At 70.3% G+C, this 25318-nt stretch carries 22 protein-coding genes; 7 read left to right on the top strand and 15 right to left on the bottom strand.

Annotated features, from left to right (window positions below):
* Positions 1 to 294: 294 nt before the first annotated feature.
* The 3 genes from OHA11_RS18375 to OHA11_RS18365 all read right to left on the bottom strand — a co-directional run bounded on the left by OHA11_RS18375 (position 295) and on the right by OHA11_RS18365 (position 3689).
* On the bottom strand, positions 295 to 1257 hold the full coding sequence (locus OHA11_RS18375; protein ID WP_266497605.1) for a MoxR family ATPase: 963 nt from the start codon (positions 1255 to 1257) through the stop codon (positions 295 to 297).
* A 63-nt stretch (positions 1258 to 1320) separates the two neighbouring features.
* Positions 1321 to 2829, bottom strand: coding sequence for a hypothetical protein (locus tag OHA11_RS18370; protein WP_266497603.1), 1509 nt, complete (start codon positions 2827 to 2829; stop codon positions 1321 to 1323).
* Positions 2830 to 2843: 14 nt separating this feature from the next.
* Complete coding sequence (locus OHA11_RS18365; protein ID WP_266497600.1) at positions 2844 to 3689, bottom strand: toll/interleukin-1 receptor domain-containing protein; 846 nt, start codon at positions 3687 to 3689, stop codon at positions 2844 to 2846.
* Between the two features lie 228 nt (positions 3690 to 3917).
* Here OHA11_RS18365 and OHA11_RS18360 point away from each other — a divergent pair, with 228 nt between their 5' ends.
* The 3 genes from OHA11_RS18360 (at position 3918) to OHA11_RS18350 (ending at position 8063) form a co-directional block, all read left to right on the top strand.
* Positions 3918 to 4679, top strand: coding sequence for a DeoR/GlpR family DNA-binding transcription regulator (locus OHA11_RS18360; RefSeq protein ID WP_266497599.1), 762 nt, complete (start codon positions 3918 to 3920; stop codon positions 4677 to 4679).
* A complete protein-coding gene (pfkB, locus tag OHA11_RS18355; protein WP_266497597.1) occupies positions 4676 to 5623 on the top strand; it encodes a 1-phosphofructokinase in 948 nt (315 codons plus the stop codon). Before OHA11_RS18360 ends, pfkB begins: the two co-directional genes overlap by 4 nt.
* A 268-nt stretch (positions 5624 to 5891) precedes the next feature.
* Positions 5892 to 8063, top strand: coding sequence for a fructose-specific PTS transporter subunit EIIC (locus tag OHA11_RS18350; RefSeq protein WP_266497595.1), 2172 nt, complete (start codon positions 5892 to 5894; stop codon positions 8061 to 8063).
* Between the two features lie 235 nt (positions 8064 to 8298).
* Here the strand turns inward: OHA11_RS18350 and OHA11_RS18345 are convergent, their stop codons facing one another.
* The 3 genes from OHA11_RS18345 to OHA11_RS18335 all read right to left on the bottom strand — a co-directional run bounded on the left by OHA11_RS18345 (position 8299) and on the right by OHA11_RS18335 (position 11234).
* Positions 8299 to 9057: a DUF6227 family protein gene (locus OHA11_RS18345; RefSeq protein ID WP_266497592.1), complete on the bottom strand. Its 759-nt coding sequence runs from the start codon at positions 9055 to 9057 to the stop codon at positions 8299 to 8301.
* Positions 9058 to 9214: 157 nt separating this feature from the next.
* Positions 9215 to 10435, bottom strand: coding sequence for an Ig-like domain-containing protein (locus tag OHA11_RS18340; protein ID WP_266497589.1), 1221 nt, complete (start codon positions 10433 to 10435; stop codon positions 9215 to 9217).
* Positions 10436 to 10643: 208 nt separating this feature from the next.
* Positions 10644 to 11234 (bottom strand): ABC transporter ATP-binding protein, encoded by a 591-nt coding sequence (locus OHA11_RS18335; RefSeq protein ID WP_266497586.1) that lies wholly within the window; start codon positions 11232 to 11234, stop codon positions 10644 to 10646.
* A 30-nt stretch (positions 11235 to 11264) separates the two neighbouring features.
* On the opposite strand from OHA11_RS18335, the gene OHA11_RS18330 reads away from it, so the two are divergent.
* Positions 11265 to 11573 (top strand): hypothetical protein, encoded by a 309-nt coding sequence (locus tag OHA11_RS18330; RefSeq protein ID WP_266497584.1) that lies wholly within the window; start codon positions 11265 to 11267, stop codon positions 11571 to 11573.
* A 96-nt stretch (positions 11574 to 11669) separates the two neighbouring features.
* On the opposite strand, the gene OHA11_RS18325 is transcribed toward OHA11_RS18330, so the two are convergent.
* Both OHA11_RS18325 and OHA11_RS18320 read right to left on the bottom strand, forming a co-directional pair.
* A complete protein-coding gene (locus OHA11_RS18325; RefSeq protein ID WP_266497581.1) occupies positions 11670 to 12698 on the bottom strand; it encodes a P1 family peptidase in 1029 nt (342 codons plus the stop codon).
* A 21-nt stretch (positions 12699 to 12719) separates the two neighbouring features.
* Positions 12720 to 13958 carry a low temperature requirement protein A gene (locus tag OHA11_RS18320; RefSeq protein WP_266497580.1) on the bottom strand — a complete coding sequence of 413 codons (1239 nt, stop codon included), beginning with the start codon at positions 13956 to 13958 and terminating at the stop codon, positions 12720 to 12722.
* Between the two features lie 221 nt (positions 13959 to 14179).
* Here OHA11_RS18320 and OHA11_RS18315 point away from each other — a divergent pair, with 221 nt between their 5' ends.
* The gene (locus OHA11_RS18315) at positions 14180 to 14398 is read left to right on the top strand and encodes a hypothetical protein (RefSeq protein WP_266497578.1); all 219 of its coding nucleotides are present in this window, start codon (positions 14180 to 14182) and stop codon (positions 14396 to 14398) included.
* A gap of 97 nt (positions 14399 to 14495) precedes the next feature.
* Here OHA11_RS18315 and OHA11_RS18310 read toward each other — a convergent pair whose 3' ends face one another.
* From OHA11_RS18310 to OHA11_RS18285, 6 genes are all read right to left on the bottom strand, one after another.
* Complete coding sequence (locus OHA11_RS18310) at positions 14496 to 14975, bottom strand: MscL family protein (RefSeq protein WP_266497575.1); 480 nt, start codon at positions 14973 to 14975, stop codon at positions 14496 to 14498.
* A 135-nt stretch (positions 14976 to 15110) separates the two neighbouring features.
* Positions 15111 to 15656: a hypothetical protein gene (locus OHA11_RS18305; RefSeq protein WP_266497574.1), complete on the bottom strand. Its 546-nt coding sequence runs from the start codon at positions 15654 to 15656 to the stop codon at positions 15111 to 15113.
* A gap of 288 nt (positions 15657 to 15944) precedes the next feature.
* Positions 15945 to 16787, bottom strand: a complete 843-nt coding sequence (locus OHA11_RS18300) for an S-methyl-5'-thioadenosine phosphorylase (protein WP_266497571.1) — start codon at positions 16785 to 16787, stop codon at positions 15945 to 15947.
* A 127-nt stretch (positions 16788 to 16914) separates the two neighbouring features.
* Positions 16915 to 17265 (bottom strand): FmdB family zinc ribbon protein, encoded by a 351-nt coding sequence (locus tag OHA11_RS18295; RefSeq protein WP_266497569.1) that lies wholly within the window; start codon positions 17263 to 17265, stop codon positions 16915 to 16917.
* A gap of 69 nt (positions 17266 to 17334) precedes the next feature.
* Positions 17335 to 18684, bottom strand: coding sequence for an MFS transporter (locus tag OHA11_RS18290; protein WP_266497568.1), 1350 nt, complete (start codon positions 18682 to 18684; stop codon positions 17335 to 17337).
* Positions 18685 to 18992: 308 nt separating this feature from the next.
* Complete coding sequence (locus OHA11_RS18285) at positions 18993 to 20498, bottom strand: potassium/proton antiporter (RefSeq protein ID WP_266507274.1); 1506 nt, start codon at positions 20496 to 20498, stop codon at positions 18993 to 18995.
* 354 nt (positions 20499 to 20852) lie between these two features.
* On the opposite strand from OHA11_RS18285, the gene OHA11_RS18280 reads away from it, so the two are divergent.
* Positions 20853 to 23615 carry a penicillin acylase family protein gene (locus OHA11_RS18280; protein WP_266497567.1) on the top strand — a complete coding sequence of 921 codons (2763 nt, stop codon included), beginning with the start codon at positions 20853 to 20855 and terminating at the stop codon, positions 23613 to 23615.
* Positions 23616 to 23692: 77 nt separating this feature from the next.
* Here the strand turns inward: OHA11_RS18280 and OHA11_RS18275 are convergent, their stop codons facing one another.
* Positions 23693 to 24319, bottom strand: coding sequence for a 5-formyltetrahydrofolate cyclo-ligase (locus tag OHA11_RS18275; protein WP_266497566.1), 627 nt, complete (start codon positions 24317 to 24319; stop codon positions 23693 to 23695).
* A gap of 94 nt (positions 24320 to 24413) precedes the next feature.
* Here OHA11_RS18275 and galU point away from each other — a divergent pair, with 94 nt between their 5' ends.
* The gene (gene galU, locus OHA11_RS18270) at positions 24414 to 25316 is read left to right on the top strand and encodes a UTP--glucose-1-phosphate uridylyltransferase GalU (RefSeq protein ID WP_266497563.1); all 903 of its coding nucleotides are present in this window, start codon (positions 24414 to 24416) and stop codon (positions 25314 to 25316) included.
* The last annotated feature ends 2 nt before the right edge of the window (positions 25317 to 25318 follow it).

Raw genomic sequence — 25318 nt, 5'->3', positions numbered from 1 at the left:
TCCGCACGAGGGATTCCGCGAGCCCCGGAGGCACGGCAGGAGGGAAGGAACGGACGCGGGAGGGCAGCGGGTCGGCCGGTGCAGGAGCACGCTGCGCACCCCGTCGTCCTGCGGCCCGGGTTGCTGCACCCGGCGGCTCCTGCCGGGCTGTCGCCTGGGCCGTCGCATCCGGCGGCTCCTGCAGTGCTGCGGCCCGGGCCGCCACATCCGGCGGCTCCTGCCGGGCTGTCGCCCGGGTCGTCGCATCCGGCGCCCGTCGGTCCGAGCCAGGCGGCGGCTCCTGCCCGCGCCCGGTCACAGTTCCTCCGGAGCGGTCCACTGCCACAGGACGTTCACGGCCTCCTGCCGGCTCCGTCCCTGGGCCGACACGATCCGCAGGACGCCGTCCGCGGCCAGTTGGAGAGCGTCCAGGAACCGCTCCACGACCGGGCCATCGGCGCGGGCGGCGCACTCCAGGAACGCGTCCACCACATCCGGCGCGGGCAACCGGCGGGGGCCGTCCACCGGGAAGCGGGTGGCCGCGATGGCGCGCAGGAGGCCGGGGGAGGGCCGGGACGTCCGCAGGATGACGCAGCGGCGCACGAGGTCGAACGGCAGATCCCTGTCGCCCGAAGTCGTGATGACCACGACAGGGAAGGCGTGGCAGCGTACCGCTCCACCGCTCAGCGGCACCGTGACCGCCGGACCGTCCTCCGTCGCCATCCGTACCGCGGCGTCGGAGTCACTGCCGGTCGGGGCACCGGGCAAGGAGAATCCCCCGGCCGACAGCACCGTGCACAGATCCTCCGGCAGAGCGATCTCGGCCCGGTCCAGCCGGTCGATCAGCAGCACGCGCGGACTGCGATGGGGCAGGAAGGCGGTGCCGAGCGGTCCGAGCCGGGCGTCACCGGCGTACAGGCCCTCCCGGAGCGTGCTCAGGCTGGTGATCTGCCAGCGCAGGACGCGGCCGAGACCGAGTTCGCGGCTGATGCGGAACGCGAGGGAGGACTTGCCGGTGCCGGGTTCGCCCGTGACGAGCAGCGGGCGGCACAGATGCAGGGCCGTGTTGACCCTGTCCACCTCCTGCGGCACCGGCTCCAGTGGCTGCGCGGCGGCGCCGAGCATGACCGAGGCGTACGGATCGTCGGAGGGCGGCGCCGGCAGATCGGGCCCGCCTCCGAAATCGCGCCAGCCCGGTGGCCTCGGCCACTCCTGTGCGCCGGTGCCGGGACTGCCGGTGCCCCGGTAAAGTCCCCACGACTCGCTGTTCGACGGCATGAACGGCGTCTCCTCCGGTCGGTGCTCGTGACGACTGGACCTGGCCGGGCCGGCGGTTCACGGTCACCGACCGTCCGGTAACACGGGTTTGCGATCGGGGTCGTCCCACAGGACCGTGAGGTGTCGGCCCATGTGTGCCGCGTTCTCACCGTCGGCGTCGATGGCCGCCTGGCGGCGGTACGCGGCGGCCTTGGCCGGGAACCGCTGCACCCCATCGCTGAGCAGCGTGCCCAGGACGTCCCGGAACTCCTGCGTGGACCGGCCTCCGCGGTGCCAGATCACCACGGGCAGGCCGCTGCGCAGCGCCGCCTGCAGCTCCCGCCGCCCGTTCTCCCGGTCGGGCAGCGGTGGTTCGCTCAGTACCAGGGCGACGAAGCGCTCGTTGTCGCCGAGGCGGGCCTCCAGGCCGCGCAGATGATCGCCGTTCCTGCGGCCCACGTTCATGTACACCGACTCCGACGCGTCCTCGCCGACCGCGAGCTGCTCCCAGCGGTGGCGCCAGAACCGGTGCCAGGCACTGTTCTGCAGCCGGTCCAGGCTGCGGATGACGACGGGGTAGTCCACCGCGAGCGGCACATGCGGCACCTCGCCGGTGTCTCTGGGCCACCAGTGCACGGGCAGGTTGAGCAACTCGAAGGGGAGCACGAACTCCAGCCACAGATGCGCCGACCGGTCGCCGCCCACCCTCTCGACCTGCCGGATGATCGTGCTCACCGCAGGCTCCAGCCCCTCCGTCGGCACCCGCACCGGCGCGCCGCCCTGCTCCCAGTCCAGGCCGCGCGCGTCGGACATGAACGCGTGCGTGAGTGTGTAGAACCCGTTGTCCAGCGGGTCGGGCGTGATGTGGATGGCCAGGTACTCCTGGTGACGCCGGGTGGGAACCGCCGCCACCTGAGGCTCGGCCCGCTCCTGGTCGAGCCGCCGGGCCAACTCGCACCGCAGGGCCCACTGGCGGTTGCGGGCCAACACCTCGGCGGCGGTACGGGCGTCCATCTGCGCGGTGCTCCGGTCGAGGTAGCGCATCCACGGGGGCAGTCCGCCGGGTGCCGCGTTCTGTCCGGCCACATGCAGGAAGTCGTGCCACGGGGTCCTGGCGTGCGGCGGTGGCGCGGGCAGCCGGGCGTCCGTGGCCGTTCGCACCAGCGCGACCCGCATCGCGTACGACAGCGTCAACGCCCCGAGGGCTGTGTTCAGGAACTGCCAGGAGTTGGTGACCTCGGGGAGGCCGACCAGTGAGTCCACGGCCGCCCACTCGTCGGCGAGCTGCTGGACCACGAGCGCCTGGGGGCAGCTCTGTTCGAGCATCGGCAGTGTCCGCCCCAACCCCGCCAGCCCGTCCTCCTCGGCCGTGCAGAACCTGAACAGCTCCTGGAACTGCAGCCGTATGGTGGCCTGTTCCCGCAGCTCCGCGCGGCGGCCCACCGCCTCGCTGACCAGCTCCACCAGCAGCGCCCGGGCCTGGCGGTCCTCCAGGGCGCGCACGTCCAGGAGTGCCGAGACGGTCTCCTCGCGGATCCGCTCACGTATCCGCCGGATCGCCGGGGCCCACGGCCCGTTGCTCCGAGTCGTCAATGCCGCCGCTCCGATCAGCCGGGGAACCGTGGAGGCGCGAGTGGCTTGGCCCGGCCACCGCGTGCGCCGCCGACGCCGTCGAGCAGGCGCCTGCGGGCGTCCTCGGGTGCCAGGTCCACGAGGTCGATGTACACCACACCGCTCAGCAAGCCGCCCGGGGCGAAGGGAGCCACCCGGACCGGGACGAGTCTGCGGGCCACACCCATCGGGTCCAGGCCCTGTGCCACGTGTGCCTCCAGACGCCCGTACACCGACCCCAGGTACGCCGGCGTCAGTACCGCGACGGTCCGCGCGCACTCGGTCACCCCCCTGTCCATGGCGAACTGCCAGTTACTGCCGGCCACGAAGTCCCACTCCTGGACCAGCACGGTGAAGCCGGCCGCCTCCAGCTCCCAGGCGATCCAGTTGGCCCAGTCACCATCGGCGGAGGTGTAGGAGACGAAGAAGTCCCGGTGCGGGCCGGCAGCGGGCGGACCGCCGACGGGGCCATCGGTCCGGGACGCGGCGACCGAACCATGCGCCCCGTGGGCGGGCTGATTCTTCCGACCCCGTGCGCTCTCCCATTCGGCCACGAGCCGCTCGACGGTCTCGGTCGTGCGGCTGCTGCGGCCCGCCAGCAGTCGCACGGCGGACAGCAGCGCGGACAGTCCGCCTTCCGTGGCCATGCAGAAGCGGACGATCTCGATCACATCCAGGAGCGCGGTGGGCTGCTCCCGTAAGAAGACGCGGCGCCCGAGCCCGTCACCGATCAGCTCGACCAGCAGTGCCCGTGGCTGCCGGTCGACCACCATCGACGAGTCCAGCAGAGCCTCGACCATCTGCGTCTGCCAGCTGTGGTCCGGGCGGGCGGGGCGTCTCAAGTCGTCCCTGTCCACAACACCCCCGAGAAGTTGTGTCCCGCAGTCCAGGATACGGACGCCGTAACACTGCGTCAGGGCTTCTGCGCGTCTGTATCCGACGGACCGGTGATGCCCGTTTGTGTCCGACTTACTTCCGAACCTGTTTACTTTGCGGAAATCTGGGCGTAGCCTCACGCTGAAACCACAGGTTCGGGCATAAGTTCCGGCATGGAGCGGAGGGGAACGGCCATGTACGCACCGGAGCGGCAGCAGGAGATCCTCCGACTCGCACGCGACGGCGGCCGGGTGGACGTGGTGTCGCTGGCCGAGGAGTTCCAGGTCACGGCCGAGACGATCCGGCGGGACCTGAAGGCCCTCGACCGGGCGGGTCTGCTGCGCAGGGTCCACGGCGGTGCCATTCCGGCCGGGCGGCTCGACTTCGAGCCCGACCTCGCCGAGCGCGAGACCACCGCGGCCGACGAGAAGGACCGCATCGCCAAGGCGGCCGTGGCCGAACTGCCGGACAAGGGCACGATGATCCTCGACGCGGGCACGACCGTCGCCCGCCTCGCCGGGGCCCTCCCCCTGGAGGCGACGCTCACCGTCGTGACGCACAGCCTCCCCATCGCCGCCCGCCTCGCCGACCACCCCGGCATGCAGCTCCACCTCATCGGAGGCCGCGTCCGGCACCGTACGCGCGCGGCGGTCGACGCCTGGGCGCTGCGGGCGTACGGAGAGATTCGCGCGGACATCGTGTTCCTCGCGGCGAACGGGTTCTCCGTCGAGCACGGCCTGACCACCCCGGACCTCGCCGAGGCCGCCGTCAAGCGAGCCGCCCTCACCGCCGCGCGCCGCGTGGTGCTGCTCGCCGACTCGGCCAAGCACGGCCAGGAACACTTCGCGCGCTTCGGCGACCTCAGCGAAGTGGACCTGCTGATCACCGACACCGGGCTGAGCCCCGAAGACGCCACCGCCATCGAGCGCGGCGGCACGGAAGTAGTGCGCGCATGATCCTGACCGTCACCCCGAACCCGTCCCTGGACCGTACATACGAGATCCCTGCGCTCGACCGCGGCGAGGTCATACGGGCCACCGGCGAGCGCATGGACCCGGGCGGCAAGGGCGTCAACGTCTCGCGGGCCGTCGCCGCGGCCGGCCGGCGCACCGTCGCCGTACTGCCGCTCGGCGGAGCCCCCGGCGCGCTCGTCGCCGACCTCCTCGACGCACAGGGCATCGAGGTCGCGCCCGTCCCGGTCGCCGGCGCGACCCGCTCGAACATCGCGCTCGCCGAGGCGGACGGCGTACTGACGAAGATCAACGCACCCGGGCCCGAACTCACCTCCGCCGAGGAGGAGTTGCTCCTGGAGACCGTGCGCGAGCAGTCCGGCGACGCCGACTGGATCGCCTGCTGCGGCAGCCTGCCGCGCGGACTCGCCCCCTCCTGGTACGCCGAGATCGTCGCCCGCGCCCACCGGGCGGGCACCCGCATCGCCCTCGACACCTCCGGACCGGCGCTCCTCGCGGCCCTCCGCGAACGGCCCGATGTCGTCAAGCCCAACGCCGAGGAACTCTCCGAGGCCGTCGGCCGCCCCCTCGCCACGGTCGGCGAGGCGGTCAAGGCCGCCGAGGAACTGCGCGAGTTGGGCGCGCGTGCCGTGCTCGCCTCCCTCGGCGCCGACGGGCAGCTGCTCGTCAGCGAGGAGGGCGCGTGGTTCGCGGGCGCACGCGTCGACGTCGTACGCAGCAATGTGGGTGCGGGTGACTCCTCGCTCGCCGGTTTCCTCATCGCCGGCGGCAGCGGGCCCGGCGCGCTCGCCTCCGCGGTCGCGCACGGCGCGGCCGCCGTCCAGCTCCCTGGCAGCGTGATGCCGAGCCCGGCGGACCTCGACCCGTCCGCGGTGACCGTCACGTCGGAGATCCCCGTGGACCGCGTACTGACGGAGCCGGTGTCATGACCGGCCGCCGAGTTCCGCGTACGGGTGTCCGCGCAACCCCTGAACCGGCCCTGATGCGGCGGGGACTCCCCTTACCCGCCGCAGCCGCGGCCATGGTGGCTGTGGCTGTCACGGCCCCGGCCGCCGTCGCGCGGAGGCGAGGGTTCCCCGGCCCCCTCTCCGCACACCCCGTAGTTCCCGTAGCCGCCGCAGTTCTTGATCGCGGCGCCCCCGTCCCCACCCTCGCCCACGACTTTCCCCGGGCGATACGCGTGCGAAGGAGCCCGCGATGAGCGAGATGATCACCGCGGACCTGGTCGATCTCGACCTGTCCGCCGATACGAAGGAAGCGGCGGCGCGCGCCCTCGCCGAGCGCATGGTGTCCCTGGGCCGGGTGACCGACCTGGACGGCTTCCTTGCCGACGTGGCCGCCCGTGAGGCCCAGATGCCGACCGGCCTCGACGGCGGCATCGGCATCCCGCACTGCCGCAGCGAGCACGTCACCGAGCCGACGCTCGCCTTCGGGCGCAGCGCGGCCGGGATCGACTTCGGCGCGCCGGACGGCCCCGCCGACCTGATCTTCCTGATCGCCGCACCGGCCGGTGCCGACGACGCCCACCTCACGATCCTGTCGTCGCTGGCCCGCCAGTTGATGAACGCCGAGTTCACCTCGGCACTGCGGTCGGTGGAGGACGCGGCGGGGGCTGCCGCCCTGATCCGCGGCGAGGCGCCGGCGGCTGCGGCGGAGACCGCTTCCGCTGCGACTGCCGGGCCGGGAGCCGGTGGCTCCGGTGGTGCCGGTGGTGCCGGTGGTGCTGAGGGTCCTGGCGACTCCGACGACTCCGAGGCGGCGGCCCCGACTGCCCCCGCCGAGGCCACCCCTGCCCCTGCCCCCGCAACTGTGCCTGCGCCTGCCGGTACGGGCGACGAGGGTGCCGCCGACGGGAAGGGCGGGCGACCGTTCCGTATCGTCGCCGTCACCTCCTGCCCCACCGGTATCGCGCACACCTACATGGCGGCCGAGTCGCTGGAGAACGCGGGCCGCGACGCCGGTGACGTCGAGGTCGTCGTCGAGACGCAGGGCTCGGCCGGTTTCACCCGGCTCGACCCGGCCGTCATCGCCGCCGCGGACGGCGTGATCTTCGCGCACGACATGCCCGTACGGGAGAAGGACCGGTTCGCCGGGAAGCCCACCGTGGACGTCGGGGTGAAGGCGGGCATCAACAAGCCCGCCGAGCTGATCGCCCAGGTGCGCGGCAAGGCCGAGCGCGGCGAGGTCACGGCGGCCGCCGGGGCTCGCGGCGGTACGCCGGTGGAGCGGGCCGGCGAGCCCGGTGAGGGCTACGGCACGAAGCTGCGCAAGTGGCTGATGTCCGGCGTGAGTTACATGGTCCCGTTCGTGGCCGCGGGCGGTCTGCTGATCGCGCTCGGGTTCGCCATCGGCGGCTACCAGATCAACGAGGCCAAGCCGGTCACCGAGGTCTTCAACTGGGGCCAGGTCGACAGCTGGGCCGCGCTGCTCTTCCAGATCGGCGGCGTCGCCTTCGGCTTCCTGATCCCCGTCCTCGCCGGTTACATCGCGTACGGCATGGCCGACCGTCCCGGTCTCGTGCCCGGCTTCGTCGGCGGAATGATCGCTTCCAACATCGCCGCGGGCTTCCTCGGCGGTCTGGCCGCGGGTCTGCTGGCCGGTGGGGTCGTCCTCGCCATCCAGCGGATCAAGATCCCACCGGTGCTGCGCGGCATCATGCCGGTGGTCGTGATTCCACTGGTGTCCTCGATCGTCGTCGGCTTCCTGATGTTCATCGTGATCGGCAAGCCCATCGCCGAGGCACAGAAGGGCATGACGGACTGGCTCTCCGGCCTCTCCGGCACCAACGCCGTCCTGCTCGGTGTGCTGCTCGGCCTGATGATGTGCTTCGACCTCGGCGGCCCGGTCAACAAGGTCGCGTACGCCTTCGCCACGGGCGGTATCGCCGTCCAGAGCCCGACCTCGTCCGCGATGGAGATCATGGCGACGGTCATGGCGGCCGGCATGGTCCCGCCGCTGGGCATGGCCCTCGCCACCGTGATCCGCAAGAAGTTGTTCACCACGGCCGAACGCGAGAACGGCAAGGCGGCCTGGGTCCTGGGCGCCTCCTTCATCTCCGAGGGCGCGATCCCGTTCGCGGCGGCCGACCCGCTGCGGGTCATCCCCGCCTCGATGGCGGGCGGCGCGGTCACAGGCGCCCTGACCATGGCCTTCGGCTCGACCCTGCGCGCCCCGCACGGCGGCATCTGGGTCACCTTCCTGATCGGCAAGCCGTTCCTCTACCTGCTCGCCATCGCGATCGGTACGGCGGTCACGGCGGGCCTGGTCATCGTCCTGAAGGGCATCCGCAAGCAGACCCCCGAGGGCGAACCGGACAAGACCCCCGAGACCCCGACGACCACGGAGAAGAAGCAGCCGATAGCGGCCTGAACGCTCCGCCGAGAGTGAGAAAGACGGGTGGGCCGGGACTGAGAAGTCCCGGCCCACAGCCGCGCGGTTCAGGGGCGGTGGTGTTGGGCGTGCGGGGGCGGCACCGGCTTCTTCTAGGGGCGCGGGGCTGTGACATATGCGGCTTCCGCCGCGATGGGGGTCCCCCCGCTCGAGCGAAGCCGAGAGTGGGGGAGCGACCAGCCCACGACGACCCGCAGTTTGCCCACCGGCCTCGCTACCCTGCTGAACCGCCGGAGGCTGACGCACGCCGTTCCATGGCGTCCCGCGCATCCGCCTCCGACGGATACACCTCACACATATGCCGCCCATCGGGCGTGGCCGTGTGCTCGACCTCCCACAGAGACAGCTCGCGGCCGTCGTGGAGCAGGAACGCGTGCTCGTAGAGCGAGAAGCACAGCCCCCGCTCACCGGCCCGGCACGGCCGTCCGAAGGCCTGCGTGATCTGGTGCGCGAACGCCGCCCGCAGCAGCCCCGCCATGTCCTCGCCCGGCCGGTCCGCGTTCTCCGCACGGCGCAGCAGCCGCCGCGCGTGGTCCGCCGAGTCGTCCGGAAGGTACGTATGCAGCGGCTCGGGGAGGGGCGACACCCGCACCAGTACCGCCAGTTCGAACTCCGGCGCGTCCGCCGGGAGCGGCAGTCGCCCTGTCGCGGTGCGCAGCTCCTCGTCGTCCTCGTACACCTCGTGCTGCGTTTCGCGGCCCGGCGCGGTGTTGTGGACGAGCTCCCAGAGCGTGAGCGCGCTCCCATCGGCGAGCAGCCAGGTATGCCGGTACGTCTCGCGGTGCAGCCCCGCGCTGTGGTGCGCGGAGTGCAGCGAACTGTCGTGGGCCAGCGCCCGGTCCAGCCGCCGTATGGTCTCGTCGGGCAGCTCGAAGGAGTTCAGGGCACGGCCGAGGAGTCGCGCGAGATGCTCCTCCGGAGACTCGGGCGACTCGGGTGGCTCGTACGCTGCCGTCTCGTACGGAACGCTCAAGGTTTCTCCCGGCGTTGCTGCATGTCACCTTGTGGGTGCATACCGTAGCCCCTCGGGCGGACATCATGTCCGGGAACCGAGAAAACGTACGCACCGAAAACGCCGGGGCCGTGTGGGGAGTTCCCACACGGCCCGCCAAAACCTCAAAACCCCTTGCTCAGAGGGCACTTCCCGCGGTCCAGGCACTCCATGCCATGTTCCAGCCGTTGAGACCGTTGTCCGGTGCGACCGTCTTGTCGGGGGAGTTCTTGACGGTCACGACGTCCCCGACGAGCGAGTTGTCGAAGAACCACTTGGCGACCGTGTCGCTCTGCGCGCCCTGCGCGTCCGCCATCCCCACGCAGCCGTGGCTGGTGCCCTCCCTGCCGAAGGGAGGATTGCCCTTGTCGTACCAGTAGTTACCGTGGACGAAGGTTCCCGAGGTCGTCAGCCGCATCGCGTTCGGCACGTCCGCGATGTCGTACTCGCCGCCGTAGCCGACCGTCGACCCGTTCATCCGCGTCTGGCGGAACTTCTCCGAGATCACCATCTGCCCGTTGTACGTGCTGTTCTCCGGGCTGCCCGCCGAGATCGGGACCGTCTTCAGGGTCTGGCCGTCCCGTACGACCGTCATGGTCTGTGTGCTGACGTCGACCGTGGACACCTGGGAGCGCCCGACCGTGAAGGTGACCGTCTTGTCCTGCACGCCGTAGACGCCGTTCGCGCCCTCGACGCCGTCCAGGTCGATCTTCATCGTGACCTTGGAGCCGGCCTTCCAGTACTCCTCGGGCCGGAAGTCCAGCCGCTGCGTACCGAACCAGTGCCCGACCACCTTCTGCCCACTGCTGGACGTGACGGTGATGTGCGACTGCACGTCCTTCTTGTACTTCCCGTCGCCGATCGCCTTGTCGAACGTGAACGACACCGGCATCCCGACGCCGACCGTCGTACCGCCGTCGGGCGTGTACGTCCCGATGAAGCTGTTGCCCGTGGACACCGTCGTGAAGATGGAGTTGGCCGCCAGCGTCTTCCCGTCGCCGTCCTTCGCGGTGGCCGATATCCGGTACTTGGTGCCCCGCTCCAGCTGCTCCTTCGGCTTCCAGCTCTTCCCGTCCGCCGCGATCGACCCCGGTACGGCCGCCCCCGTGGCCGAGTCCGTCATCGTCACCTCGGTCAGCTTCCCGTCGCTGACCTTCACCCCGGTGGAGTTGATCGACGCCGCCGTCGAACCGTCCTTCGCGGAGATGACGAGGTTCTCCGCCTTGCTTCCGCCGTTCTCGCCCCCCGACTTGTTGTCGGCGTTGGCGTCGCCGCCGCACGCGGTGAGGGTCAGGGCGCCGACCATCAGGGCGGCACAGGCCACCAGCGTGCGCCTCGCTGTCGTGTTCGGCGTTGTCACGGGCTTCTCCAGTTCTCGCGGCTGTGGGTGATCCGCTCCGCTCCGAGGGGAAAGATCGGATTCACGGAGAAGGAGGGGACCATCGACCGCCCGGGTTCCCCCAGCCCGCGTTCAGCACCATCACGTGACAGAGTCGGGACAATTGACTACGGGGCCGGGGAGTTCGCCACACCGCCTACGAGGCCGGAGTCCTTCTCCGCCGCATCCCCTACGCGGCCGGGACCTTCTCCACTATGCGCAGGGCCTCGACCAGGTCGCGGTAGAGGGAATCCGTGGCGAGGAGCTCGTCATGGGTGCCCTGGGCGCGGACGCCGCCCGCGTCCATCACCACGATCGTGTCGGCGTCGATCACCGTCGACAGCCGGTGGGCGATCGTCACGACCGCGTGCTCCCGCGCCCGCCGCCGGACGCAGTGGTGGACCGCCGACTCCGTGAGCGCGTCGAGCTGTGCCGTCGCCTCGTCGAGCAGCAGCACGTCCGGCTCCCGCAGCAGGGCCCGCGCGAGAGCGATGCGCCGCCGCTCCCCGCCGGAGACGGCCGCGCCCGACAACTCCGTGTCCAGTCCCTCGTCCAGCGACTCCACCTTCTCCGTCAGCCGGACGTCCGCGATCACCTGGCGCGGCTCCTCCTCGCCCGCCTCCGGCCGGGAGATGAGCAGGTTGTCGCGGAGGGTGCCGGGGACGACCGGGGTGTCCTGCTCCACATACGCCAGCCTGGAGCGGATCGCCGCGTGGCTGTGCCGGTGGTACGGCACGCCGTCCAGCAGCAGCGAGCCCTCCTGCGGCTCCAGGAAGCGCAACAGCAGGGAGAAGACAGCAGGGAGAAGACAGTGGTCTTGCCCGCCCCGGAGGGCCCGACGATCGCGGTGTGCCCGCGCGGTGGCACCGCCAGGTCGACCCCGCGCAGGACAGGCTCCCGCCCCGGCCCGTACGACGCCGTGACGCCTTTCAACTCCAGCACCGCGTCACTCGTACGCCGTTGGCCCGACGGTTCCGCCGACGCGTGCGGTGCCGGCTCGTCCGTCTCCGCGGCCAGTTGGTCCACCGCCCGGATCCGCTCCGCCGCGGCGATACCGGACTGCAGCGCGGTGAGGTCCTGCGACAGCTCGGTGATCGGTTCCATGAGCCCGAAGGCGTAGAGCAGGAAGGCGATCAGGCTCGACACCTCCAACTGCCCTTCCCCGACCCGCCACGCGCCGACACCGATACCTCCCTCATCCCGTCCTACCTCCTCACTACCGCCTCCCGTACAACTCCCCGTACGCCGGCCACGCCCCTCCCGGTCCCTCCACCGACTCGGCGGCCAGTACCGCCCTGACGATCGCGCGTGTCACCAGGTCCGCGCCGGCCGCCAGGATCTCGTTGAGCGCGAGAGGGTCCTCCTCCGCCAGCGGACGAGCCCCCGTCGCAAGCGTGAACACCGTGTCGCCGTCGTGGAGGAGATGCACCGGCCGTACGGCCCGCGCGATGCCGTCGTGCGCCGTGCCCGCGAGCTTCTGGGCCTGGGCCTTCGACAGGTCGGCGTCGGTGGCGACCACCGCGAGAGTGGTGTTCAGCGGAGGAAGGGTGTTCTTGGCCGCAGCCTCGGCGAGTCGCGCCCGCGCCGCCGCGTGCACGTCCTCGGCCGGCCAGCTCATGAGTCCCTGGACCAACTCCCCGTACAGCGCCCCTTTCTCCGGTTCCACCACCGACCCCGCCGCGTTGGCCACGACCAGCGCCGCCACCGTGACACCCGAGCCGAGCACGGCACTCGCCGTGCCGACCCCGCCCTTCATCATTCCGACGGCCGCCCCCGTCCCGGCGCCCACGGAACCCTCCCGAACAGGCGCGCCCGGTTCGGTCGCCGCGGCGGCCTCCACCGCCTCGCGGCCGATCGCCGCGTCCGGCCTGGCCCGGAAGTCACCACCCCGGCCGAGATCGAAGACGCAGGCCGCCGGGACGACGGGCACCACCTGCCGCGGATCGGGCCCGACCCGCACCCCGCGCCCCCGCTCCTCCAGCCAGGCCATCACACCCGTCGCCGAGTCCAGCCCGTACGCGCTGCCGCCGGTCAGTACGAGCGCCTCGACCTTCCGCACCACGTTGCGCGGATCGAGCGCGTCGGTCTCCTTGGTGCCGGGCCCGCCACCGCGCACGTCCACCGCAGCGACCGCGCCGCCCTCCGGGGCGAGGACGACCGTCGTGCCGGTGAGCCAACCGTCGCCGATTCGCGTGGCGTGTCCCACGCGCAGTCCGGCCACATCCGTCAGAGCGTCAACTGTCATACGCCCAGTGTCGACCCCTTCCTACGTGGCAGGCGCGCCCGCCGCCTCTTCCTGGGCGACCGTCCGGGCGGTAAGCGTCACCCCCACGAACACCGCGAGGGCCGACACGATCCCCGCCGCGAGCACCGCCCAGTCACCCAGGAGCGTGCACAGGATCACGGCCAACGCCGTGGTCGGCAGCACCAGTTGCTGGGCCACACCCACCTTGTAGTGGCGGGCGTGCAGCACCCAGACGGTCAGGAGGAACAACGCCGTCGGAAGTGTCACCGCGGCCGACGCCGACAGCGTGGAGATGTGTGCCTCGCCGATCGCCTGCTCCACGGCGACCTCCAGTCCGGCACCGATCGCCGCCGCCGACGCGAAGATCACGTAGTGGCCGTACCCCCACAGGAACGCCTTCCTGCTGGAACTGAGATGACCGTGGATCGGTACGACGAAGTAGATCCACCACGCGGCGAAGATGATCAGTAGCCCGCCCGAGGCGATCGGGAGGAGCTCGCCCAACGCGTCGTTCTCGTCCACCCCCGATTTCACCGCGACCGTGGCCGCGGCGATGGTCTCGCCGAGGACGATGATGGTGAACAGCCCGTACCGCTCGGAGATGTGGTGCGGATGCCATGACGTGCTGAAGTCCTTCTCCGCGAACGGCGGGACGCACATCTCGGCGAGCGCCATCACCAGGAACAGCCACGGTCGGCCCGACTCCGGCAGGAGCAGCAGCCCGAGCCAGCCGATCTGGCAGACCAGGACCCCGCCCGCGTAGCGCAGCGCCATCCGCCGCTCTCCACCACCCGTGCTCCGGGCCACGCGCAGCCACTGCGCGGTGAGCGCCAGCCGCATGATCAGATAGCCCAGCCAGACGGCCAGGAACTCGTGGTCCTCGAACGCCCGGGACACTCCGGCGGCCAGCACCAGCACCCCGGCGATCTGGACCAGCGTGACGACCCGGTACAGCACGTCGTCGTTGTCGTACGCCGACGCGAACCAGGTGAAGTTCATCCACGCCCACCAGATGGCGAAGAACACCATCGCGTAGTTCAGGATGCCCTCGGCCGCGTGCGCCTCCGCGACGGCGTGCACCAGCTGCACCCCCGCCTGGGCGATGGCCACGACGAAACACAGATCGAAGAACAGCTCCAGAGGCGACGCGACCCGGTGCACCTCGTCGCGCCCACGCGCGGTCATCCTGCGGAGCGGCCGACGGGAGGCGGCGGTTCGCGAGCGGCGCGGACCTGATTCGGAAGCGGCATCGGACGTCATGCGGCCAAGCACAGCAGAAACGAGCCAAAAATCCAGAACCAGGCCGAGCCCCGAAGAACCGCGAGACGCGAGAAACGCCCGGCCAAAGAAGGCGGGGAGTACAGCGGCGCCGCTGCAAGGAACGGAGGACGGGACGCCGTGGCACGGCAGTCGTCCACAGGGAGCGCGCGACGGGCGACCGCCCCGGACCACCCCCAAAGCCGGAGCCGTAGGCTGGACACATGAGCACTGCCCCTGTTCCCGCCCCCACCCCCACCCCTGCCCCAGTCCCTTCCCCTGACGCCGAACCGCGTGACCCCAAGGCCGCGCTGGTCTTCGACGACCCGCTGAGCCGGCCCTCCGCCGACGACACGGACCGCGGGTGGGGCGAGCGGCCGACCGGCGACAGCGCGGCGGACCTGGCCCGCTTCCTCGACGAGAAGCCGCCGCACCACATCTGAGCCCGGTGCCACATAGCAGCGCACCGCCGCCGACGCTCGTGGGCGCGGCCGACGGCAGTCGCCCGGTGGGCCCGACGTACGAGGGCCAGTACCCCGACTACTGCTCGTCGTGCCCGGAGCCGCGCTGTGCCACCAGAGCGTCGCGGATCTCCTTCAGGACCTCCAGCTCGGTCACCTCGATCACTTCGTGCGTGCCCTCCTTCGCCTTCTGTCGGGCCGCTTGCCTGGCGAGGTACTTGGACATCGGCAGGACCATCAGGAAGTAGACGACGGCCCCGGTGATCAAGAAGGTCAGCGTCGCGCTGAGGACCGTGCCCCACATGATGGGGATACCGGTCGCGGTCCCTGTCGCCTCGTCGAACCGGCACGGCTCCTTCAGACACGAGCTGTACTTGTCGAGGTCCTTGGTGCCGAAGGCGCCGACCAACGGGTTGATCACGCCTTTCACCACGGAGTTGACCACGTTGGTGAAGGCGGCGCCGATGACGACCGCGACAGCCAGGTCGACGACGTTCCCGCGCGTCAGGAAGGCCTTGAAGCCGTCCCAGACGCTCGGATCCTTCTTCTTCTCGCTCACCGCAGAGCCCCTCTTCAGCCGCGCAAACTGTGGAACGAACAGCTCCGCAACCTACGTCAGGGCGTGGCAGCCCTGTCCAATGCCCCAGCTCCAACGAGGGATTTGACAGTCTCACCGAAGTCAACCTGAGCATGCTCAGCACAAGGTCACCGCCAACCGCGAGCTGACACCGGCCCCGGCCAGCCGCGTCGCCGTCCGCCGCGGCACGGACAGGACAACGAGCGCCCCGCCCTCGGAAACGCTGTCCGGCGACTCGGGCACCTTAGTCACCCGCGCACCGCGCGCGACCACCTCCGCATCGCCCGGCCCCACCCCCGACTGCTCCGCCGCGACAACGTCGACCCGGTCACCGGGCCTGAGCAGCCGCACCGTCGCACCGTCGGCGATCCGCACCGGCGCCGTCACCATCTCGACCGGCCGCCGCTCCCGCACCGGTTCGGCCACCGGTCGGGCCCGAGGCGGCCCCGAGCCCCCGGTCTCCCTCGGCCCCGCCGCGACGAGCGCCGCCGCGGTCACCGCGAGACCGACCGCCACGGCCCGCCTCCGATGCCGAACGAGCCGACGCGCCTGATACCGCCCACCGCGCACCCGCACGGGAGCGAAGTGCGGCACCTCGCATGTGCTGGGTACGTCTGTGCCCAACGGGCGCGGAAAGGAGGAGAACTGCGACACGGGTACCACCGCCTGTGGTCGAGAGATCGGCTTGCGACCCCAGACTGCGGTCTCACGCCGATTCCCGCCGACGCCCGTGGACGACCGCCCGGTTGTGGACAACTCCCTCACCCGAAGGGAAAGTTCCACCCACCCGCAGCCGCACAACCCACGGGAGCGGGCCGTGCCGGTACGTCGAAGCCCGCCGCGTAGGGCTCCTCCAGTAATCGGAACCCTGGAAACCGCAGCCGTACACCCGGAAAGCGGCGGGCTCGACGTACCGGCACGGCCCGGGCCCCCACGACTACGCAGCGGGCCCTACGGCAACGCGAACCCCGGATCCATCCCACCCAACGCAGTCGTACACAGGCAATCCCGCGACCCACCCGCCGGCAGCCCCGCCACAGCGTCGAACAACACCCCTCGCAGCCGGTCCACATTCGCCGCGAACACCTTGAACACCTCGTCGTGTGAGACGCCTTCCCCGGTCTCCGCGCCCGCGTCGAGGTCCGTGACCAGCGTCAACGACGTGTAACAAAGCTCCAGTTCACGAGCGAGCGCCGCCTCCGGATGTCCGGTCATGCCCACCACGGACCACCCCTGCGCCCGGTACCAGAGCGATTCCGCGCGAGTCGAGAACCGCGGGCCCTCGATCACCACCAGTGTCCCGCCGTCCACCGCCTCCCAGTCCCGCCCGCGCGCCGCCTCCAGCGCGACCTTGCGCCCCACAGGGCAGTAAGGGTCGGCAAGGGACACGTGCACGACGTTCGGCACATCACCCCCGGGCAGCGGCAGCCCGTCGAAGAAGGACTGCGCCCGGGACTGCGTACGGTCCACGAACTGGTCCGGTACGAGCAGCGTCCCCGGCCCGTACTCGGGACGCAGACCGCCCACAGCGCACGGCCCGAGCACCTGACGCGCGCCGACGGAGCGCAGCGCCCACAGGTTGGCGCGGTAGTTGATGCGGTGCGGCGGCAGATGGTGGCCGCGGCCGTGACGGGGGAGGAAGGCGACCCGCCGCCCGGCGATCTCGCCGAGGAACAGCGAGTCGCTGGGGGGTCCGTACGGGGTGTCCACCTGTATCTCTGTCACGTCGTCGAGGAAGGAGTAGAAGCCCGACCCGCCGATGACGCCGATCTCGACGTTCTCCGTGTTCGCCATGAACGGCACCCTAGCCGGGCCGGAAAACGCCGAAGACCCCGCCGTCGAGTGACGACAGGGTCCGGCAAAAACGGAATCTCACAAGGGCGAGGGATCCGCACCCAAGAAGCTCGCGCGCAAGAGCCCCCTACGCGGCGTTACTCCCGGAGGACGAGCTCGTGGACGACGACTTCGAGTCCGAAGAAGACTTCGTGGACGACGCCGAGTCCGACGAGGACTTGGAGTCCGAAGACGACGTCTTCGAGTCGGACGCCCCGGCAGACGACTTCGCACCCGCCGCCGGACTGCTGCTCGACGAGGAACCACGGCTGTCATTGCGATAGAAGCCGGAGCCCTTGAAGACGATGCCGACCGCGGAGAACACCTTCTTCAGGCGGCCGTCGCAGCTGGGGCACACGGTGAGGGCGTCGTCGGTGAACTTCTGCACCGCCTCGAGGCCCTCGCCACACTCGGTGCACTGATACTGGTAGGTCGGCACTTGTCTTCCTCCTGGCACTCTCACTCAATGAGTGCTAAACGACGGTCCATAGTGACGTATTCCTCGGGATCAGTCCACTGCCACCGGCACGCGGTGACCCATCCCACGTGCGACGGTCCGGCTGACAGCCCGCGGCGCGAGCCGTGAACGCAGGGCCACGAGGGTCGCCAGGGCCAGCAGTGTGCCGCCCATCGGGACGAGGAATCCGGCACCGTCCCAGAGGCGGTCCTCCAGCTGCCCCGCGGCCATGACGGCGGCCGCCTGCCCGAGCGCGACCGCTCCGGTGAGCCAGGTGAAGGCCTCGGTCCTGGCGCCGGCCGGTACCAGTCCGTCGACCAGCGTGTAGCCGGTGATCAGGGCGGGAGCGATGCACACACCGACGAGGAGGCCGACCCCGGCGAGGACGATCACCGACTGGGCGGCCCACAGCCCGGAGGCGGCCAGGCCCAGGGCGGCGTACGAGACGACGAGGCGCCGGCGCGGGGCCACCTTCCAGGCGACCGCTCCGCAGACGACGCCGGAGAGCATGTTGCCCGCGGCGAAGGTCCCGTACAGAACCCCGCTCAGACCGGGCTCGCCGATCGACTCGCTGAACGCGGCGAGCGAGACCTGCATGCCGCCGAAGACGGCGCCGATTCCGAGGAAGGCCGCGATCAGCACACGCACTCCAGGGACCGACAGAGCCGAAGCACGCTCCACGCGCGCGTGCCCCTCGCCACGGCCACCACCGCTTCCGACGCCTGCACCACCGACGTCGGCACCGACGCCACCACCGCCGCCGACGGACGGCTGAGTGCCGCGCTGAGCCGCGAACAGCAGTCCGCCGACCAGGGTCAGCGCGGCCTCCGTGAGCAGGCCCGCGGCCGGGTCCACGCCGACGCACAGCGCGGTCGCGAGCAGCGGCCCGAACACGAAGGTCAGTTCGTCGGTGACGGACTCGAAGGCCGCCGCGGTCGTCATCAGCGGCGAGTCCTGGAGCTTGACACTCCAGCGGGCCCGCACCATGGGCCCGATCTGCGGCACGGAGGCGCCCGTCGGTACGGCGGCCACGAAGAGCGCCCACAGAGGCGCGTCCGTGAGCGCCAGCGCGGTCAGGGAGAGGCCCGCCAGAGTGTGGACGAGGACGCCGGGCAGCAGTACGGCCCGCTGGCCGTGACGGTCGGCGAGACGGCCCGTGAAGGGCGCGAACAGTGCCAGGGAGACACCGGTCACGGCGGCGACGGCGCCGGCGGCCCCGTACGAGCCGGTGGTGTGCTGTACGAGCAGCACGATGGAGATGGTCAGCATCGCGAACGGCTGCCGCGCGGCGAAGCCGGGAAGCAGAAACGTCCACGCGCCGCGCGTACGCAGCAGTTGCCCGTATCCCGGGCGGGAGGAGACAGGAGTCCCGTGGGACTCCGAGGTGACCGTGGATGCCACGGCCCGTGCCTTTCTGCCGCCTGGTAGCGCGGCCCGTTTCAAGGGGCCGGAGGCGCCGAGAGCTGTCCTCTTGCGCGGAACTGCGGTAGATGCCGGGCCGCCCCGCCAAGAGGGCACCGCGGCCGCCATACGGTCGCGCCAGCTCTGCGTCAGGCAGAGTTGGTTAGATCAAGATGCGCCTTGATGCTACAGGGCTGAACGTTTCGGCACCTGTGAATCCCAGCACTCTCTTGGCCGACGCCTGCGATTCGGTACCCAGGATTGCCCGCCATTACCAGCTACCAGCCACCACCCGCCGGCGCCGACGCTCAATCCTCCGCCCCGTTCCCACCGGTCCCCAGCCACCCCGCCAGCTTGCCGCCCTGGCCGACCGCGCGCAGTCGCTGTTCGGCGGCGTCCCGTACGGGGTCGGTGGCCACCACGAGCAGTTCGTCGCCGCGCCGCAGCACCGTCGTGGGTAGCGGAACGAACGATTCTCCACCGCGGACGACCAACGTGACCGCGGCCCCCGCGGGCAGCCGCAGCTCGTTGATCTCGACCCCGTGCATCTTCGACCCCTCCGGGATCGTGACGGACAGCAGATGTCCGCGCAGCCGCTCCAGGGGCGCCGACTCGATCCCCAGGTCGGCGGTCTCCGAGGTGGCGGCCAGGCCCAGCTTCCGGGCCAGCCAGGGGAGCGTGGGCCCCTGGACGAGGGTGTAGACGACCACAAGGACGAAGACGATGTTGAAGATGCGACGGCTCTCCTCGACGCCGCTCACCATCGGGATCGTGGCCAGAATGATGGGCACCGCACCGCGCAGCCCGGCCCACGACATCAGGGCCTGTTCCTGCCAGCGCATACGGAAGGGCGCCAGCGCCACCACGACGCTCAGCGGTCGCGCCACCATGGTCAGCACCAGGCCGATGACGAGCGCGGGCCAGATGTCGTCGCCCATCTCGTGCGGTGTGACCAACAGTCCGAGCAGCACGAACATGCCGATCTGGGCGATCCAGCCGAGCCCGTCGGCGAAGCCGCGCGTGGCGGGCCAGTGCGGCAGCTTCGCGTTGCCGAGCACCATCGACGCCAGATACACGGCGAGGAAGCCGCTGCCGTGGGCCAGCGCCCCGGCCGCGTACGCGGTGACCGCGATCGCCATCACCGCGATCGGGTAGAGGCCGGACGCGGGCAGCGCCACATGCCGCAGCCCGTACGCCCCCAGGAAGCCCACCGCGAGGCCGATGGCCGCTCCGATGGACAGCTCCAGCGCGATCTCGCCGAGCAGGTGGTACCAGTGCTCCACCGGGCCGGCCATGGAGAACGAGACGACGAGGATGACCACCGGGGCGTCGTTGAAGCCCGACTCGGCCTCCAGAATGCCCGTCACGCGCGCGGGGAGGGGCACTTTCCGCAGCACGGAGAAGACCGCCGCCGCGTCCGTCGAGGACACCACCGCGCCGATGATGAGCGCCTGCCGCCACTCCAGCCCGATCAGGTAGTGGGCCGCTGCCGCGGTGATGCCGACGCTCACCGAGACGCCGACCAGCGCCAGTGAGGAGGCGGCCGGGAGCCCGGGCCTGACCTCCTTCCACTTCGTGCCGAGACCGCCCTCGGCCAGGATCACGACCAGGGCCGCGTACCCGATGACCTGGGTCAGTTCGGCGTTGTCGAAGTGGATGTCGCCGATGCCGTCCTGGCCCATGGCGACGCCGATGCCCAGGTAGACGAGCAGGCTGGGGAGCCCGCTGCGCGAGGAGATCCGAACCGCTGCCACCGCGACGAGCAGAACGAGCGAGCACACGAGCAGGAGCTGGTTGAGGTGGTGGACAGTCAGCGGCTGTTCCCTTCTCGCCGTTCCGAGTGGATCACGTTGACCGAGTGGATCACTGTGACCGGTTGGGTCGCTCTCGCCGGTCGGGCCACGTCGATCGGTTGGATCACATTGATTGATCATTGGTTGATCAATGCAAGCCTGACCGGTTCAACCGGGCTCAACGGTCAACTACTTCGTTACCTTACCTAACTCTTGACGCTTTCTTGACACTCGGCAGGGCAAGATCGAACTCCCGTGCGCTCGGGTACCCGACTCCGCGTCAAGTCGGAGTTGGCCCTGCGCCTATGGTTGCTCCAGCGCTCAGTCAAATGGACAAGCCCGCCTGCCGCTCGCGTGAGGACAGCAAGGACAGCGATGCCCCCCAACACCACCGCATCTTCCGGTCAAAAGCCCGGCAAGTCCGGCAGGAAGAAGGGGCGCAGAGCCCGTCTGATCCTGATCGTCCTGGTTCTCGCCGTCATCGGCGGCGTCGCCTACGGGTCGTTCTGGAGCATCAGCACCGTCCGTGCCTCCTTCCCGCAGACCAAGGGTTCCATCACACTCGACGGTCTGTCGGGCCCCGTGGACGTCAAACGGGACGGCTACGGGATCCCGCAGATCTACGCCTCGACCGACGCGGACCTGTTCATGGCGCAGGGCTACGTCCAGGCGCAGGACCGGTTCTACGAGATGGACGTACGCCGTCACATGACGGCCGGGAAGCTCTCCGAGATGTTCGGCGAGGGCCAGGTCGACAACGACGAGTTCCTGCGCACGCTCGGCTGGGACCGGGTCGCGGAGAAGGAGTACGAGACCACCCTCTCCGCGGAGACGAAGAAGTACCTGCAGGCGTACGCCAAGGGGGTCAACGCCTACCTGAAGGGCAAGGACGGCGCGGACATCTCCCTGGAGTACGCGGCCCTCGATTTCTCCAACGACTACACGCCCAAGGAGTGGACCCCGGTCGACTCGGTGGCCTGGCTCAAGGCGATGGCCTGGGACCTGCGCGGCAACATGCAGGATGAGATCGACCGCTCCCTGATGACCAGCCGCCTGGGCCCGCAGCAGATCGCCGACCTGTACCCGGAGTACCCGTACGACCGGAACAAGCCGATCGTGCAGGAGGGGCAGTACGACAGCGCCTCCGAGGAGTACGAGCAGGGCGGCGGCACCAGTACCGGTAGCGGTGGTACGCAGTCCGCGGCGGGCTCGGGGCTCGCGGGCGGTACGACGGCCCCCTCCGGGCTGCAGGGCCAGCTGTCGGGCCTCTACAAGGTGCTGGACGACGTCCCTGAGGCCGTCGGCGTGAACGGCAACGGCATCGGCTCGAACTCCTGGGTGATCAAGGGCACCCACACCATCACGGGCAAGCCGCTGCTCGCCAACGACCCGCACCTGGCGCCGTCGCTGCCGTCGGTCTGGTACCAGATGGGCCTGCACTGCAAGAGCATCTCCGAGAAGTGCCAGTACGACGTCTCCGGGTACACCTTCGCGGGCCTGCCGGGCGTCATAATCGGCCACAACGAGAACATCGCCTGGGGTATGACCAACTCCGGCGCCGACGTCACCGACCTGTACCTGGAGAAGCTCACCGGGGACGGCTACGAGTACGACGACAAGGTCAAGCCCTTCACCACCCGCGAGGAGAAGATCAACGTCGCGGGCGGCGACAGCAAGACCATCGTCGTCCGGGAGACCAACAACGGACCGCTGCTGTCCGACCGCAACGACGAGCTCGTGAAGGTCGGCAAGAAGGCCACGGTCGACAGCGCGGCACCCGACCGCGGCGACGGCTACGCCATCTCCCTGCGCTGGACCGCCCTGTCCCCGGGCACCTCGATGGACGCCGTGTTCGCGATGAACAAGGCCGCCGACTGGACGGACTTCCGCAAGGCGGCCACCCTCTTCGACGTGCCCTCGCAGAACCTGACCTACGCGGACACCGACAACAACATCGGCTACCAGCTGCCCGGCAGGATCCCGATCCGCGGCAAGGGCGACGGCTCGCTCCCCGCGCCCGGCTGGGACTCCGCGTACCGCTGGACCGGCTACATCAAGCAGGCCGAGCTGCCCTACGAGTACAACCCGGAGCGCGGCTACATCGTGACCGCCAACCAGGCCGTCGTCGACAAGGACAAGTATCCGTACTCGCTCACCACGGACTGGGGCTACGGCACGCGCAGCCAGCGGATCGCCGACCTCATCGAGTCGAAGATCAAGGGCGGCGGCAAGATCTCGACCGACGACATGCGCCAGATGCAGCTCGACAACAGCAGCGAGATCGCCAAGCTCCTGGTGCCCAAGCTGCTCAAGATCGACGTGTCGGACAAGAACGTCCGCGAGGGGCAGAAGCTCCTGGAGGGCTGGAACTACACCCAGGACGCCGACTCGGCCGCGGCCGCGTACTTCAACGCGACCTGGCGCAACATCCTCAAGCTCGCCTACGGCAACAAGCTGCCCAAGGAACTGCGGGTCGAGGGCCAGTGCCTGAACGTCGAGCCGATCGACACCACCGGACCGGCCGACGAGGACCGGCGGGTGCGCGAGTGCGGGCAGCGCGACGCCGACAGTGCGCAGCCGGACGGCGGCGACCGCTGGTTCGAGGCGGTCCGCAAGATCCTCGACGACGAGGACAACGCCTGGTGGTCGGCGCCCGCGACGCGCACCGACCCGGCCGTCGACACCCGTGACGAGCTCTTCGAGCGGGCCCTCACGGACGCCCGCTGGGAGCTGACGGCCAAGCTGGGCAAGGGCATCGACACCTGGAGCTGGGGCCGCCTGCACCGCCTCTACCTGGACAACCAGACCCTGGGCACCGCAGGCCCCGGCTTCCTGCAGTACATGCTCAACCGCGGCCCGTACAACATGGGCGGCGGCGAGGCGGCGGTGAACGCCACGGGCTGGAACGCCGCGGGCGGCTACACGGTGGTCTGGGTGCCGTCGATGCGGATGGTGGTGAACCTCGACGACTTCGACAAGTCCAAGTGGATCAACCTCACCGGTGCCTCCGGGCACGCCTACAGCGCGCACTACACCGACCAGACGAGCAAGTGGGTCAAGGGCGAGCTGCTGCCGTGGGTCTCCACGGAGCGGGCGATCGACGCGGACACGGCGGACACCCTGGTGCTGCAGCCCTGAGGATCCCGCGGATCACTTGAGAACGGCCCTGAACGGCCCTCCACGCGCGCGTGGAGGGCCGTTTCGCGCAACAGCGTCTACGGAGAGGGCCGGTGGAAGCGGCGTACTCCCGAAGGGGTCACCACCGTGTGCACGGGGCGGTCGTGCGGTTCCCCGGGGACGCGGTCGACCACTTCGGAGTCGTACAGCAGCACCACCAGGGCCGGATCGGCGCCGGCCCGTTCAAGCCGCGCCAGCACCCGGTCGTACGATCCGCCGCCGCGGCCGAGGCGCATCCCGCGCGCGTCCACGGCCAGACCCGGCAGCAGTACGGCGTCGGCGGTGAGCACGGCGTCCGGGCCCAGGCGCTCGCCCGCGGGCTCCAAGAGGGCCATCTTTCCCCGGTGTTGTACGCGGACGAGCGAGTCCTCTCCGTCGTACGCGCCCCAGTCCAGGTCGTTGTCCGCGAGGAGCGCCGGGAGCAGGACGCGTACCCCCCGCGCGCGGAGTGCGTCGAGGAGCGCGCGGGTGCCCGGTTCGCTCCCCACGGACACGTAAGCTGCCACCGTGCGCGCGTGCGCCAGTTCGGGCAGCTCCAGGGCGCGGGCGGCGAATGCGGCCTCGGATTCCCGCACGTCATCGGCCGTATACCGGTTTCTCACCGCGAGGAAGTCTCGCCGCAACACTCTCTTGTCAGACTCGGCTTCGGGTCCTGGGTGGCTCATAGGCTTGTTCCGTATCCTTCATCATGTACTCATATGGGAACAAAATAACCGGAGCCACAGATTCCGTACGAAGGCACCGGATATGGTGTCGGGCATGACTCAGGCACACCCCAGGATCAGCAAGGCTGTCATCCCCGCAGCAGGCCTCGGAACCCGGTTCCTGCCGGCCACCAAAGCCACTCCCAAGGAGATGCTGCCGGTCGTCGACAAGCCGGCGATCCAGTACGTGGTCGAGGAGGCCGCGTCCGCGGGCCTCGACGACGTCCTCATGATCACGGGTCGCAACAAGCGACCCCTTGAGGACCACTTCGACCGCAACTACGAGCTGGAATCGGCCCTTCAGAAGAAGGGCGACGCCGACCGGCTCGCCAAGGTGCAGGAGTCCAGCGACCTTGCCACCATGCACTACGTCCGACAGGGCGACCCCAAGGGCCTCGGCCACGCAGTGCTGTGCGCCGCCCCGCACGTCGGCCACGAGCCCTTCGCCGTGCTCCTCGGCGACGACCTGATCGACCCGCGCGACCCGCTCCTCAAGCGCATGGTCGACGTCCAGGAGCAGTACGGCGGCAGCGTGATCGCCCTCATGGAGGTCGCCCCCGAGCAGATCCACCTCTACGGGTGCGCGGCCGTCGACGCCACCGACGACAGTGATGTGGTCAAGGTCCACGACCTGGTCGAGAAGCCGGCCGCCGCCGACGCCCCGAGCAACTACGCGATCATCGGCCGCTACGTCCTCGACCCGCACGTCTTCGACATACTGCGCGAGACCGAGCCCGGTCGCGGCGGCGAGATCCAGCTCACCGACGCCCTCCAGCAGCTCGCCGCGGACGAGAAGGTCGGCGGCCCGGTGCACGGCGTGATCTTCAAGGGCCGCCGCTATGACACCGGCGACCGCGGCGACTACCTGCGTGCCATTGTCCGACTCGCGTGCGAACGTGAAGACCTGGGCCCGGACTTCCGGACCTGGCTCCACCGTTACGTCACCGAGGAGATGTAGCA

The sequence above is a fragment of the Streptomyces sp. NBC_00878 genome, from assembly GCF_026341515.1.
Taxonomy (GTDB): Bacteria; Actinomycetota; Actinomycetes; order Streptomycetales; family Streptomycetaceae; genus Streptomyces.
The sequence above is the reverse complement of the archived record's forward strand: the minus strand, read 5'-3'. Positions and strand labels throughout refer to the sequence as shown.

Bases quoted from the DNA above. Each gene is read 5' to 3' on its own strand.
- OHA11_RS18375 (WP_266497605.1), bottom strand. From the start codon at position 1,257: ATGCCGTCGAACAGCGAGTCGTGGGGACTTTACCGGGGCACCGGCAGT.
- OHA11_RS18360 (WP_266497599.1), top strand. From the start codon at position 3,918: ATGTACGCACCGGAGCGGCAGCAGGAGATCCTCCGACTCGCACGCGAC.
- pfkB (WP_266497597.1), top strand. From the start codon at position 4,676: ATGATCCTGACCGTCACCCCGAACCCGTCCCTGGACCGTACATACGAG.
- OHA11_RS18350 (WP_266497595.1), top strand. From the start codon at position 5,892: ATGAGCGAGATGATCACCGCGGACCTGGTCGATCTCGACCTGTCCGCC.
- OHA11_RS18325 (WP_266497581.1), bottom strand. From the start codon at position 12,698: ATGACAGTTGACGCTCTGACGGATGTGGCCGGACTGCGCGTGGGACAC.
- OHA11_RS18320 (WP_266497580.1), bottom strand. From the start codon at position 13,958: ATGACGTCCGATGCCGCTTCCGAATCAGGTCCGCGCCGCTCGCGAACC.
- OHA11_RS18315 (WP_266497578.1), top strand. From the start codon at position 14,180: ATGAGCACTGCCCCTGTTCCCGCCCCCACCCCCACCCCTGCCCCAGTC.
- OHA11_RS18300 (WP_266497571.1), bottom strand. From the start codon at position 16,787: ATGGCGAACACGGAGAACGTCGAGATCGGCGTCATCGGCGGGTCGGGC.
- OHA11_RS18280 (WP_266497567.1), top strand. From the start codon at position 20,853: ATGCCCCCCAACACCACCGCATCTTCCGGTCAAAAGCCCGGCAAGTCC.
- OHA11_RS18275 (WP_266497566.1), bottom strand. From the start codon at position 24,319: ATGAGCCACCCAGGACCCGAAGCCGAGTCTGACAAGAGAGTGTTGCGG.
- galU (WP_266497563.1), top strand. From the start codon at position 24,414: ATGACTCAGGCACACCCCAGGATCAGCAAGGCTGTCATCCCCGCAGCA.